This is a genomic window from Patulibacter brassicae (genome assembly GCF_033949425.1).
Taxonomy (GTDB): Bacteria; Actinomycetota; Thermoleophilia; order Solirubrobacterales; family Solirubrobacteraceae; genus Patulibacter; species Patulibacter brassicae.
Genome location: NZ_JAXAVX010000001.1, coordinates 319,526 through 333,035, shown reverse-complemented (window position 1 = coordinate 333,035; position 13,510 = coordinate 319,526). Strand labels below are relative to the sequence as shown.

Genomic DNA, 13,510 nt, shown 5'->3' with positions numbered 1-13,510 from the left:
CGAGCTATTCGATTGATCAAACTACCCGTCATGGACGACGGTGTCCAAGTGTACCGACACCGTCGCGAGTTCATGACGACTCTTCGATCGCGCGGCTTTCCGCGCGGTGTCCGCCGGGTAGCCGGCGAACTTCACGGAGAGTTTGATCCTGGCTCAGGACGAACGCTGGCGGCGTGCCTAACACATGCAAGTGGAGCGACGAACCGGGGCTTGCCCCGGGGCAGAGCCGCGAACGGGTGAGTAACACGTGGGTCACCTGCCCCGATGACCGGGACAACCCGTCGAAAGACGGGCTAATACCGGATGTGACCGAAAGGTGAAAGGAAGCTTCGGCCTCCGCATCGGGATGGGCCCGCGGCCCATTAGCTTGTTGGTGGGGTAATGGCCTACCAAGGCAACGATGGGTAGCTGGTCTGAGAGGACGATCAGCCACACTGGGACTGAGACACGGCCCAGACTCCTACGGGAGGCAGCAGTGGGGAATCTTGCGCAATGGGCGAAAGCCTGACGCAGCAACGCCGCGTGCGGGAAGACGGCCTTAGGGTTGTAAACCGCTTTCAGTTGGGACGAAGCTTCAGCCGTTAATAGCGGTTTGGAGTGACGGTACCTTCAGAAGAAGCTCCGGCTAACTACGTGCCAGCAGCCGCGGTAATACGTAGGGGGCGAGCGTTGTCCGGAATCATTGGGCGTAAAGCGCGTGTAGGCGGTTCAGTAAGTCTGCTGTGAAAGTCCAAGGCTCAACCTTGGGATGCCGGTGGATACTGCTGGACTAGAGTCTGGAAGGGGCGAGTGGAATTCCTGGTGTAGCGGTGGAATGCGCAGATATCAGGAGGAACACCTATGGCGAAGGCAGCTCGCTGGGACAGTACTGACGCTGAGACGCGAAAGCGTGGGGAGCAAACAGGATTAGATACCCTGGTAGTCCACGCCGTAAACGATGGATACTAGGTGTGGGGGGTGTCAACTCCCTCCGTGCCGACGCTAACGCATTAAGTATCCCGCCTGGGGAGTACGGCCGCAAGGCTAAAACTCAAAGGAATTGACGGGGGCCCGCACAAGCAGCGGAGCATGTGGTTTAATTCGACGCAACGCGAAGAACCTTACCTGGGCTTGACATGTTCGTGACCGGCGTGGAAACACGTCTTCCCTTCGGGGCACGATCACAGGTGGTGCATGGCTGTCGTCAGCTCGTGTCGTGAGATGTTGGGTTAAGTCCCGCAACGAGCGCAACCCCCGTCGCATGTTGCCAGCATTTAGTTGGGGACTCATGCGAGACTGCCGGTGGCAAACCGGAGGAAGGTGGGGATGACGTCAAGTCATCATGCCCCTTATGTCCAGGGCTACACACGTGCTACATTGGCGTATACAGAGGGTTGCGATACCGCGAGGTGGAGCGAATCCCACAAAGTACGTCTCGGTTCGGATTGCAGGCTGAAACTCGCCTGCATGAAGGTGGAGTTGCTAGTAATCGTGGATCAGCAATGCCACGGTGAATACGTTCCCGGGCCTTGTACACACCGCCCGTCACACCACGGGAGTGAGCAACACCCGAAGCCGGTGGCCTAACCCGCAAGGGAGGGAGCCGTCGAAGGTGGGGCTCGTGACTGGGGTGAAGTCGTAACAAGGTAGCCGTACCGGAAGGTGCGGCTGGATCACCTCCTTTCTAGGGATGCACTGAAATATGTGCAACATCGAGCGCCAGCTCGATGTCCTGACGTTGACCGAACCTGGAACCGAGACCGGCTGTGCCGGTCTCCATGCTGTTGCGTTTTGAGAGACCGAACGGTCGGCTTTGCCGGCCGTTTGCCCTCTCGGCGGCCCTTGAAAACTGCACAGCGATATTTGCTCGACCCGATCCAACGCGGGTCGAGCGAACGGGTATCACCGCAGGATCCTCGTGATCCTGTGATCACCGTCAAGATAGTAAGGGCACACGGTGGATGCCTTGGCACCTAGAGCCGATGAAGGACGTGGACGACTGCGATAAGCCACGGTGAGGCGTTGAACAGCCTTTGACCCGTGGATTTCCGAATGGGGAAACCCAATGCCGGTAATGCGGCATTACTCCTGGTTGAACACATAGACCAGGTAGAGGTAAGCGGGGGAAGTGAAACATCTCAGTACCCCGAGGAAAGTAAATCAACCGAGACTCCCTGAGTAGTGGCGAGCGAAAAGGGATCAGCCTAAACCATGCGCGTGTAAGTGGTCATGCGTTGCGCGTGTGGGGTTGTAGGGCAGCGATTCGGATTGTGACCGGTCCGACGGAAGTTACAAAACGTCACGGTAGGCGAAGCGCGTGGAACCGCGCACCACAGAGGGCAAACGTCCCGTAGCCGAAACCGCGATGTCTTCCGCAGCTGTTCCTGAGTAGGTCCGCGCCCGTGAAACGCGGACTGAACCTGGGGGGACCACCCTCCAAGGCTAAGTACTCCTAGGTGACCGATAGCGGACTAGTACCGTGAGGGAAAGGTGAAAAGAACCCCGGAAGGGGAGTGAAATAGAACCTGAAACCGTGTGCTTACAAGGTGTGGGAGCAGTCTTCGGACTGTGACCGCGTGCTTTTTGCATAACGAGCCAGCGAGTTGCTCGTATGCGGCAAGGTTAAGCGATGAGTGGAGCCGAAGCGAAAGCGAGTCCGAATAGGGCGTTTAGTCGTATGCGGCAGACCCGAAACTGAGTGAGCTACCCATGGCCAGGTTGAAGCGGGGGTAAGACCTCGTGGAGGACCGAACCCACGTAGGGTGAAATCTGCGGGGATGAGCTGTGGGTCGGAGTGAAAGGCTAATCAAACTCAGTGATATCTGGTTCTCTCCGAAATATATTTAGGTATAGCCTCCGGAATATTGCATGCCGGCCGTAGAGCTACTGTTTGGCCTAGGGGTCCTACCAGATTACCGAAGCCAGGCAAACTCCGAAGACCGGTATGTCTACCCGGGGAGTCAGTTGCTGGGGGATAAACTTCAGCGTCAAAAGGGAAACAGCCCAGATCGCCGGCTAAGGTCCCCAAGTGCATGCTAAGTGGGTAACGATGTCCGAGTGCACAGACAACCAGGAGGTTGGCTTAGAGGCAGCCACCCTTGAAAGAGTGCGTAACAGCTCACTGGTCTAGTGTTCGGGCGCGGACAATTCAACGGGGCTCAAGCATGCCACCGAAGCCGCGGGCCCGCTTTTGCGGGCGGTAGGAGAGCGTTCCCGTGCCACTGAAGCGGCGGCGGAAGCCAGCCGTGGAGGCCCGGGAAGTGAGAATGCTGGCATAAGTAACGAAAGAAGGGTGAGAATCCCTTCCACCGATTGCCCAAGGATTCCTGAGCAACGTTCGTCGGCTCAGGGTTAGTCGGGACCTAAGGCGAGGCCGAAAGGCGTAGTCGATGGATAACAGGTTGATATTCCTGTACCGCGTCGCACCCGTTTGACCGATGGGGGGACGAGGAAGGCTAGGGGTAGCAGGCGATGGTTGTCCTGCATCAAGTGCGTAGGGGTGGTTCTAGGCAAATCCGGAACCGCATAACCTGAGGCACGATGACAGCTGGCGTTCGCGCCGGCGAGTCCCTGACGCCATACCTCCAAGAAAAGCCTCTAGGGAGGTTGCGCGCGCCCGTACCAAAACCGACACAGGTGGGCAAGTAGAGAATACTAAGGTGATCGAGATAACCCTCGTTAAGGAACTCGGCAAAATTGCTCCGTAACTTCGGGAGAAGGAGCGCCCCAGTAACGTGAAACCCCTGCGGGTGGAGCGTGAGGGGGCCGCAGTGAATAGGTCCAAGCGACTGTTTACCAAAAACACAGGTCTCTGCTAAGTCGCAAGACGACGTATAGGGGCTGACGCCTGCCCGGTGCCGGAAGGTTACGTGGAGTTGTTAGGCGCAAGCCAAAGCAGCGAAACTAAGCCCCGGTAAACGGCGGCCGTAACTATAACGGTCCTAAGGTAGCGAAATTCCTTGTCGGGTAAGTTCCGACCTGCACGAATGGCGTAACGACTTGGACGCTGTCTCAACGAGGGGCTCGGTGAAATTCCAGTCTCGGTGAAGATGCCGAGTACCCGTGGCTAGACGGAAAGACCCCGTGAACCTTTACTACAACTTGGTATTGGGGTTCGATGCATTTCGCTCAGAATAGGTGGGAGGCTACGAAGCACCGGTTGCGGCTGGTGTGGAGCCAACTTTGAGATACCACCCTTGATGTATTGGACTTCTAACCCCGCGCCGTGAATCCGGGTGGGGAACAGTGCCAGGCGGGTAGTTTGACTGGGGCGGTCGCCTCCCAAAATGTAACGGAGGCGTGCAAAGGTTCCCTCAGTACGGTTGGAAACCGTGCGTAGAGTGCAAAGGCAGTAAGGGAGCTTGACTGCGAGACAGACACGTCGAGCAGGTGCGAAAGCAGGTCTTAGTGATCCGGCGGTAGCAAGTGGAAGCGCCGTCGCTCAACGGATAAAAGGTACTCCGGGGATAACAGGCTTATCGAGCCCAAGAGTCCACATCGACGGCTCGGTTTGGCACCTCGATGTCGGCTCGTCGCATCCTGGGGCTGAAGTAGGTCCCAAGGGTTGGGCTGTTCGCCCATTAAAGCGGCACGCGAGCTGGGTTCAGAACGTCGTGAGACAGTTCGGTCCCTATCTGCCATGGGCGTTGGAGAGTTGAGAGGATTTGCCCCTAGTACGAGAGGACCGGGGTGAACGGACCTCTGGTGTACCTGTTGTCCTGCCAAGGGCATTGCAGGTTAGCTACGTCTGGATCGGATAACCGCTGAAAGCATCTAAGCGGGAAGCCGGCCTCGAGATGAGCTCTCCCATCCCCTTTGAGGGAGTAAGGACCCTGGTAGACCACCAGGTTGATAGGCCGGATCTGGAAGGACGGTGACGTCTGAAGGAGACCGGTACTAATGGTCCGAGGGCTTGACGGTTTTTTGTGATACCCGCTGTGCAGTTTTCAATGGCCGCCGGAGGCTCTCGAAAGTTTCCGGTGGTTATGGCGAGGGGGAAACACCTCTTCCCTTTCCGAACAGAGCAGTTAAGCCCCTCAGCGCCGATGGTACTTGGCCCGCAAGGGCCTGGGAGAGTAGGACGCCGCCGGATTATTTGTAGAAGCGCCCCGCGAGAGCGGGGCGCTTCGTCGTTCTGCTGGGTTCTGCAGCGCCGCTCGCGCGGTCCCAGGGGCGAGCGAGACCGAGGATGGTCGGTGCTCCGTCGCCTGCTGGGCACGCTGTGCGCGGGCCTGCGGCGTCGCAGGTATGGGGGGGAGCGGAGCCGGGAGCCAGGCCCGGGCGCGGCCCGGCCCGGTGGGCCGGCCGGGGACGCAGGGACCGCGCCGTCGCGGGCACGGGCCTCGCCAGAGGCTGCGCGGGGCGGGCCGCGCGCGCGCTCGCTCGGTGCGGCGGGTGGCCCGCCGCAGGCGGCTTGCTGCGACGGGCGTACCCGTTTGCTGCGCTGGGCGTACCCGTTTGCTGCGCTGGGCGTACCCGTTGCTGCGCTGGGCGTACCCGTTTGCTGCGCTGGGCGTGTCCGTTTGCCGCGATGGGCGTACCCGTCTGCCGCACGGGCGTACCTGCTCGCTGCGTGGCCAGGCTGCTGCGTGGCCAGGCCGCTCCCACGGAGCGGTGTCGTCGGGCCGGAGCCGGTGGCGGGCGGCCGGGGGAGCGACGAGCCGCCCGCACCGATTGGTGCGGAAGGAGTCGCGCCGTCGGGACGGCGGCGTCCCGACGGGGCGCCGTCAGACCGTGGTGCCGAGCGACGACCAGACGTCGATCTTCGTGCGCACGCGCGCGATGACGTCGTCGGTGACCTCGGTCGTGGACGACGGGCCGGCGAGGTCCGGGGTCTTCACGCCGGCGGAGGCACCCTCGAGCACCGACTCGTAGATCGCGCGCGACGCGCGGTCCGCGCCGGGGGTGCCATGGATCTGCCCTGCGTAGTGCAGGAGGGCGGCGCAGGCGAGGATCATCGCCATCGGGTTCGCGACGTCCTTCCCGAGCAGCGACGGGGCGGTGCCGTGGGGGGCCTCCGCCATCGCCACGGTCGGCCGGTAGTCGGCGTCGAAGGCCAGGAGCGTCGACTCGGCGCCCGCGATCGAGCCGAAGAGCGGGAGCACGAGGTCCGACAGGCAGTCGCCGTCGCGGTTCAGGGCCGGGATCACGAGCGGGCCGTCGGCGGCACCGGACACGAGCCCCGCGTACAGGGCGTCGATGAGCACCGGCTGGTACGCGATGTCGGGGCGCGCCGCGGCGGCGCGGTCGAGCTCCTCCTTCAGCATCCCCTCGTACACCGGCGAGACGGTCCACTTCGGGCCGCCGTAGACGCGCCCGCCCATCTTCTCGGCGGTGCGGAACGCGTACTCCGACACCGCGCGACAGGTCGAGCGGCTGATCTTCTCCGTCCGGTAGGCGATCTCGTCCTCGCCGCCGTCGGCGCCCTCGCGCCACTGCTTCGCGCCGTAGGCGTCGTCGACCGCCATCCGGACGACGGAGATCGGGAAGTGGATGCCGGCAGCCGGGGTCACGCCCGGGATGCGGCGGCCGGTGCGGATGATCACCTTGCCGTCGACCTCCTCGCGGAGGATCCGGTTGGGCGATCCGACGTCGTCCTTGCCCTCCGGCGTGACGGTCGCCGCCTTGAGGCCGAGCCCCGAGGCCCGCATCGCGGCGGCGGCGTCGTGCACGATCTGGTTGCGCGTCTCGCGACGCTTCTCGAGCGAGAGGTCGAAGCGCTCCAGGCGGACGGGGATGCCGATGACCTCGGGGTCCAGGACGCGAACGGCCTGGTCCAGGAGCTCCTGACCGGTCTCGTCGCCCTCGAGGATGGTCAGCGTCAGTCCGTCGGTCATCGCCTCCGAGCGTAGCGCTGCGACCGCCGCGCGGCCGTGAACGCGCGGACAAGCCCCGACGGCCGTCCACCGCCGTCGCGGCGGGTTCCGGGGCCTCGACGGCGCGACGCGCGGCGCGTCCGCGGCGCCGGCCGCGCACCGACGGCGGCGTCGCCCGGGACAGGAGGGACGCGCTGCTAGCCTTGCGTCGCTCGCGGGCTCGCCCCGCACGTGGAAGGGCGGCCGCGCGCCGCATCCGCGCCTTCGACCCCCGCGCCTCGTCTTTATGGAGAAGTTCGTCATCGAGGGCGGCCGCCCGCTGTCCGGGACGGTTCGTCCCGCCGGCAACAAGAACGGCGCGCTGCCGATCCTCGCCGCCTGCGTCCTGACGGCCGAGGACGTCGTCGTGCGCAACGTGCCGCGCATCCGCGACGTCACCTCGATGCTGAACCTCCTCGAGGGCCTCGGCGTGTCCGTGACGTGGCTCGACGACCACGCGGTGCGCCTGAACGCGGGCGCGCTCGACGGGGGCGCGGCGCTGCGCCGGGAGGACGCGGAGCGCATCCGCGCGTCGTTCCTCCTCGCCGGCCCGCTGCTGGCGCGCTTCGGACGCTGCGTCATGCCGCCGCCCGGCGGGGACGTGATCGGTCGGCGGCGCCTGGACCCGCACCTCGACGCGTTCCGTGCCCTCGGCGCGACGCTCGACATCGGACGAGACATCGACATGTCGGCGCCGGCCGGCGGCCTGCAGGCCGGCGACGTCTTCATGGACGAGCCCTCGGTCATGGGCACCGAGAACGCCCTGCTCGCTGCGGCGCTGACCCCGGGGCGGACCGTCATCGGCAACGCGGCGTGCGAGCCGCACGTGCAGGACCTCGCGCGGATGCTCACGCAGATGGGCGCCCGCGTGGACGGGGTCGGGTCGAACGTCCTCACGGTCCACGGCCAGGCCGAGCTCGGCGGCTGCGACCACACCGTCGGTCCGGACCACATCGAGATCGGCTCGTTCATGGCGCTCGCCGGCGTCACCGGCGGCGAGGTCCGGATCGTGGAGACCGCGCCCGACGACCTGCGGATGATCCGGCTCGTCTTCGGCCGGCTCGGCCTGCACTCCGAGCTCGACGGCGACACCGTCGTGATCCCGGGCGAGCAGGCGCTCGAGACGTCGAAGGACGTCGGCGAGCACAAGATGAAGGTCCAGGACGGCCCGTGGCCCGCCTTCCCGGCGGACCTCACCTCGATCGCGGTCGCGCTGGCCACGCAGGCGCGCGGCTCGGTGCTCATCCACGAGTGGATGTTCGAGAACCGCCTGGTGTTCACCGACAAGCTCGTGGCGATGGGCGCGGACATCACCCTCTGCGACCCCCACCGCGCGATCATCAGCGGCCCGTCGAGGCTCCGCGGCGAGCGCCTCTCGTCCCCCGACATCCGCGCGGGCATGGCGCTCCTCATCGCCGCGCTCTGCGCCGAGGGCCGCAGCACGATCGGCAACATCGACCAGATCGACCGCGGCTACGAGGCGATCGACACCCGCCTGCGCGCGCTCGGGGCCGACCTCGAGCGCATCCCGGACGACGTCGTCGTCGCGGTCGGCTGAGCCGGGAGGTCGACGGCGCCGACCGCGACCGGGCCGCCGCCGCCGCGGTCACCGGGACGTCCGGTCCCGCCCGCCGCTCGCGGTCGCACGGCTCGAACCCGCGAGGCGTCTCGACCGGGACCGCGTCCGGGCGCCGGACCCGGGATGATGGGTCGTGATGACGCTGCCGATCCCCAGCGGGACCCGCGACGTGCTGCCCGACGAGATGCGGGAGCGCCACGCGCTCGTCGCGGCGCTGCGCGAGCACTTCGCGCACTGCGGATACGGCGAGGTCGCGACCCCCGCCGTCGAGTACGCGAGCGTCGTGGAGCGCGCCGGGATCGGCCCGACCGACGACGCCGCCCGCCCGCGGTTCCGCACGGTCGACGAGCACGGCGAGACGCTCGTCCTGCGGTCCGACATGACGGTCCCGATCGCGCGGCTCGTCGCGTCGCGGTTCACCGACGTCGAGCCGCCGATCCGCCTGAGCTACGTCGCGCACTGCTACCGGGGGATCGTCCCCGGCCGCGGCGACGCGCGCGAGCTGCTGCAGGCCGGGATCGAGCTCTGCGGCGCCGGCGCGCCCGACGGGACCGCCGAGGCGCTGACGGTCCTCGTCGGCGCGCTGCGCGCGGTCGGGCTCGAGGGCGCGCGCGTCGCCGTCGGCGACGCCTCGCTCTTCCCGGCCCTCCTGGCCGACGTCGGCGTCGACGAGGAGGCGCGGACCGCGATCCTCCACGAGCTCGCCACCCGCGACCACGTCGGCCTGGAGCGCGAGCTGCGCCGGGCGACCGACGCGACCACCGCGGCCCTGCTCCTCGACGTCGCCGGACGGCGCGGCGGGCAGGAGCTCCTCGACGACCTCCCCGACGAGCGGGTCCAGCGTGCGGCCGGTGGGATGCGCCAGCTCCTGGACGGCCTCGACGAGGAGGTCGCCTCGCGCGTCATCCTCGACCTCGGCCTGACCCGCAAGCTCGGCTACTACACCGGCGCCGTCTTCGAGGTCTACGCACCGGGGCAGGGGCACGCCATCGGCGGCGGCGGCCGCTACGACGAGCTGCTCGGGCGCCTGGGCCGTCCGCTGCCGGCGGTCGGCTTCGCGCTCGACGTCGACGCGCTGCACACCGCGCTCGCCGGCGTCCCGCGCGGGCGCTGGCGGATCGACCCGACGACCGCGGCGGAGGCGACCCGATGAACCGCTACGGCCTGCGCATCGCCGTGCCGCGCGGCACGATGCTCCGCGCCTCGCTCGATGCCCTCGACGCCGTCGGCGTCGATACCGCGGAGGTCCGCGAGAACGACCGCAAGCTCCTGTTCGAGGACGCCGGGATCGTCACGATGCGGCCCTCCGACGTCGCCACGTACGTCGAGGCGGGAGCCGCCGACGTCGGCATCACCGGCAAGGACGTGCTCATGGAGCAGGTGGGCCGCGACGTCGTCGAGCTCGCCGACCTCGGCTACGGGCCGTGCCGGATCGTGCTCGCGTCGGTGGCCGGCGACCCGGATCCCGCCCGCGAGGCGCTGCGGCGCCTCGGCGTGATGCGGGTGGCGACGAAGTACACCGGCATCGCGTCGCGGTTCTTCGAGCAGACGGGGCGACAGGTCGAGCTCGTGAAGGTCAACGGCTCGGTCGAGCTCGCGCCGCTCACCGGCCTCGTGGACGCGATCGTCGATCTGACCGCCACCGGGACGACGCTGCGCGAGAACGGGCTCGTCGAGCGCGAGCAGATCGCCGACTCGACCGCGCGGCTCATCGCCAACCCGGCGGCGCACCGGCTGAAGGCGGCCGCGGTGGACGAGCTGCGCCGCGCGCTCGTCGCGCAGGGGACCGCGGCGGCGTGAGCGTCGTCGAGCGGATCGACGCGCGCGGCCTCGGGACGACGGAGGCCGTCGAGGTCGCGAAGCGCCTCCGGGCCCTCGCTCCCGGGGGCGAGACCGTCGCCGAGCCCGTCGCGCGGATCGTCGCCGACGTCGCCGACCGCGGCGACGAGGCTCTGCTGCAGCACGTGCTGCGCCTCGACCGGGAAGGCGGCTCGCCGGCCGAGCCGCTCGTCGTCCCGGACCACGAGCTCGACGACGCGGTGGCGGGGCTCGCGCCCGAGCTGCGCGCCGCGCTCGAGCTCGCGATCGCCAACGTCGGTGCCGTCGCGCGTGCCACGGCGCACGAGGACCGGGACGTCGAGCTGCCGCAGGGCCAGCTCGTCCGGGTCCGTGAGGTGCCGGTGCGTCGGGCGGCGATCTACGTCCCCGGAGGCCGCGCGCCCTATCCGTCGACGGTCGTCATGGGCGTCGTCACGGCGCGGGCGGCCGGGGTCGACGAGGTCGTCCTCTGCTCGCCCTCCGACGACCCCGTCCTGCGGGCCGCCAGCCGCCTGGCCGGTGCGGACCGCGTGTACCGGATGGGCGGCGCGCACGCCGTCTCCGCGCTCGTGCACGGCACGGAGTCCGTCGACCCGGTCGACGTCCTCGTCGGTCCGGGGAACCTCTGGGTCCAGGAGGCCAAGCGCCAGCTCTCCGGCCGGGTCGGCATCGACGGGTTCGCCGGTCCGAGCGACCTCGCCGTCGTGGCGGACGCCGACGCCGACGCCGAGCTCGTCGCCCTCGACCTCGCCGCCCAGGGCGAGCACGGCGCCGGCTCCCTCGTCGTCCTCCTCACGTCCGATCCGGTCCTGGCCGACGCCGTCGCGCAGCGCCTCGAGCGCGGCGTCGGCGGTGGCGCGCCCGCGGCGGAGACGGGGGCGGCGTACGCGATCGCGCTCGTCGACGACGCGGGCGCGGGCCTCGCCGTCGCGGAGGCGTTCGCGCCCGAGCACCTCGAGCTCGTCGGCCCGACGGTCGAGCCGCTCGCGGAGGGCGTGCGCAGCGCCGGCTGCCTCTTCGTCGGGCCCGGCGCGGCGACCGCGTTCGGCGACTACGTCGTGGGCAGCAACCACACCCTGCCGACCGACGGCGCGGCCCGGTTCGCCTCGACGCTCTCGGCACGGACCTTCCGTCGCACGATGTGCGAGGTCCACCTGCGCGACGCGGCCGAGGCCCTCGCGCCCGCCGGCGCGGCGATCGCCGACGCCGAGGGCTTCGTGGTCCACGCGGCGTCGATGCGCGCCCGTCAGAATGGAGGGACCGCATGAGCCGCACCGCCACCATCGAGCGCGCCACGGGGGAGACCCGGATCGCGCTGACCCTCGACCTCGACGGCCGCGGCGCCGGGACGCGTCGGACCGGCGTCGGGTTCTTCGACCACCTGCTGGAGCTGCTGGCCCGCCACGCCGGCTTCGACCTCGACGTCGAGGCCACGGGCGACCTGGAGACGGGCAGCCACCACACCGTCGAGGACACGGGCCTCGTGCTCGGCCAGGCGATCGCCCAGGCGCTCGGCGACCGCGTCGGCATCCGGCGCTACGGCTCGGCCACGATCCCGATGGACGAGGCCCGCGCGGCGTGCCACATCGACCTCTCCGGGCGTCCGTTCGTCGTCTTCGACGACCGTGGCCTGCTGCCGCACGGGGTCACCGGCGGCTTCGAGCACGAGCTGCTCGAGGAGCTCGTGCGCGCGATCGCGGCGACCTCTCGCTCGACGATCCACCTGGAGATCGAGCGCGGACGCGGCGCGCACCACATGATCGAGGCCGGGATCAAGGCGCTCGCGCGCGCGTTGCGCGTCGCCGTCTCGATCGATCCCGACGAGCGCGGCGTGCCGTCGACGAAGGGCACGCTCACCGCATGACGCAGCTGCCGCCCGATCCGGCGCTCGACGACCTGCGGATCGCCGTCGTGGACTACGGCATGGGCAACCGCCGCAGCGTCGAGAAGGCGCTGGAGCACGCCGGCGTCCGCGCATCGGTCACCGCCGACCCCGACGAGCTGCGCGCCGCCGACGGGCTCGTGCTCTGCGGCGTCGGGGCGTTCGCCGCCGGCGCGTCCCGCCTGGCGGAGTCCGGGCTCGGCGACCTCGTGCGCGACCGGGTCGCCGACGGCACGCCGCTCCTGGGCATCTGCCTCGGCATGCAGCTGCTGTTCGAGCGCTCGGACGAGCGCGGCGGCGGCGCCGGCCTCGGCCTGCTGCCGGGCGCCGTCCGGCGGCTCGAGGCGGCCCCCGGCCTGAAGCTCCCGCACATCGGCTGGAACCTCGTGACCTGGCGCCCGACCGGCTCCGGGGACCGCGGCACGGCCGGCCGGCCGACGCTGCAGGGCGATCTGCCCGACCGCACCGCCTTCTACCACGTGCACTCCTACGTGGCCCATCCGGAGGACCCCGCCGACGTCGTCGCCCACGGGGAGTACGGGGGGCCGTTCGTCACCGCCGTCGAGCGGGGGCGCGTGTACGGTGCGCAGTTCCATCCCGAGAAGTCGTCGACCGACGGGCTCCGCGTGCTGCGGCGCTTCGCGGTGACCTGCACGAGGTGCGCCACGTGATCCTGTACCCCGCGATCGACATCCTCGACGGCAAGGCGGTCCGCCTCGTCCGGGGCGACTTCGACGCGTCGACCGTCTACCGCGACACCCCGCTGGACGCGGCCCGCTCCTGGGTCGAGGCCGGCGCGCGGTTCCTCCACCTCGTCGACCTCGACGGTGCCCGCGACGGCGAGCCGAAGCACCTCGACGCGCTGGCGGCCATCACGCAGGAGCTCGACGTCCCCGTCCAGTGGGGCGGTGGCCTGCGCAGCCCCGAGGCCGTGCGCGAGGCGCTGCGCGCCGGCGCCGAGCGCGTCATCCTCGGCACCGCGGCGATCAACGACCAGGACTTCCTCGACTCCGTCCTGGGCTCGCACCGCGACCGCGTGATGGTGTCGATCGACACCCGCGGCGGCAAGGTCGCCACGAAGGGCTGGCTCGAGACGACCTCGATCGACGCGCCCGAGGCGATCACCCGCCTGCAGCACCGCGGGGTCCGGCGGTTCGTCTACACGAACGCCGACCGCGACGGACTGCTGCAGGGGCCCGACCTCGAGGAGGTCCGGCGGATCGCCGACGCCGTCCGCGGCCGCTGGATCTACTCCGGTGGGATCGGCGACGTCGAGCACCTGCGCCAGCTCGCGGCGCTGCGGCTCGTGAACCTCGGCGGCGTGATCACCGGCAAGGCGCTCTACGAGAACCGCCTGACGATCGCCGAGGGCCAGGCCGCGCTCCAGCAGCGCTGAGC

Annotated in this window: 8 protein-coding genes and 3 rRNA genes; 10 read left to right on the top strand and 1 reads right to left on the bottom strand. The window is 68.6% G+C overall.

What is annotated here, in order from left to right:
- Positions 1-130 precede the first annotated feature (130 nt).
- The 3 genes from SK069_RS01625 (at position 131) to rrf (ending at position 5,071) form a co-directional block, all read left to right on the top strand.
- A 16S ribosomal RNA gene (locus SK069_RS01625) occupies positions 131-1,663 on the top strand.
- A gap of 250 nt (positions 1,664-1,913) precedes the next feature.
- Positions 1,914-4,899 (top strand): 23S ribosomal RNA (locus SK069_RS01620).
- A 55-nt stretch (positions 4,900-4,954) separates the two neighbouring features.
- Positions 4,955-5,071: ribosomal RNA gene (gene rrf, locus SK069_RS01615) — 5S ribosomal RNA — on the top strand.
- The 16S, 23S and 5S rRNA genes sit together here, the layout of an rRNA operon.
- A 634-nt stretch (positions 5,072-5,705) precedes the next feature.
- On the opposite strand, the gene SK069_RS01610 is transcribed toward rrf, so the two are convergent.
- Complete coding sequence (locus SK069_RS01610; RefSeq protein WP_319952430.1) at positions 5,706-6,815, bottom strand: isocitrate/isopropylmalate family dehydrogenase; 1,110 nt, start codon at positions 6,813-6,815, stop codon at positions 5,706-5,708.
- 265 nt (positions 6,816-7,080) lie between these two features.
- Here SK069_RS01610 and murA point away from each other — a divergent pair, with 265 nt between their 5' ends.
- From murA to hisA, 7 genes are all read left to right on the top strand, one after another.
- Complete coding sequence (murA, locus tag SK069_RS01605; RefSeq protein WP_319952429.1) at positions 7,081-8,391, top strand: UDP-N-acetylglucosamine 1-carboxyvinyltransferase; 1,311 nt, start codon at positions 7,081-7,083, stop codon at positions 8,389-8,391.
- Between the two features lie 157 nt (positions 8,392-8,548).
- Complete coding sequence (locus tag SK069_RS01600; protein ID WP_319952428.1) at positions 8,549-9,565, top strand: ATP phosphoribosyltransferase regulatory subunit; 1,017 nt, start codon at positions 8,549-8,551, stop codon at positions 9,563-9,565.
- Positions 9,562-10,212 (top strand): ATP phosphoribosyltransferase, encoded by a 651-nt coding sequence (hisG, locus tag SK069_RS01595; RefSeq protein ID WP_319952427.1) that lies wholly within the window; start codon positions 9,562-9,564, stop codon positions 10,210-10,212. The genes SK069_RS01600 and hisG overlap by 4 nt, the downstream gene beginning before the upstream one ends.
- The gene (hisD, locus tag SK069_RS01590) at positions 10,209-11,498 is read left to right on the top strand and encodes a histidinol dehydrogenase (protein ID WP_319952426.1); all 1,290 of its coding nucleotides are present in this window, start codon (positions 10,209-10,211) and stop codon (positions 11,496-11,498) included. The genes hisG and hisD overlap by 4 nt, the downstream gene beginning before the upstream one ends.
- Positions 11,495-12,094: an imidazoleglycerol-phosphate dehydratase HisB gene (gene hisB, locus SK069_RS01585; protein WP_319952425.1), complete on the top strand. Its 600-nt coding sequence runs from the start codon at positions 11,495-11,497 to the stop codon at positions 12,092-12,094. Before hisD ends, hisB begins: the two co-directional genes overlap by 4 nt.
- Positions 12,091-12,783 (top strand): imidazole glycerol phosphate synthase subunit HisH, encoded by a 693-nt coding sequence (gene hisH, locus SK069_RS01580; RefSeq protein WP_319952424.1) that lies wholly within the window; start codon positions 12,091-12,093, stop codon positions 12,781-12,783. The genes hisB and hisH overlap by 4 nt, the downstream gene beginning before the upstream one ends.
- On the top strand, positions 12,780-13,508 hold the full coding sequence (hisA, locus tag SK069_RS01575; protein WP_319952423.1) for a 1-(5-phosphoribosyl)-5-[(5-phosphoribosylamino)methylideneamino]imidazole-4-carboxamide isomerase: 729 nt from the start codon (positions 12,780-12,782) through the stop codon (positions 13,506-13,508). Before hisH ends, hisA begins: the two co-directional genes overlap by 4 nt.
- The last annotated feature ends 2 nt before the right edge of the window (positions 13,509-13,510 follow it).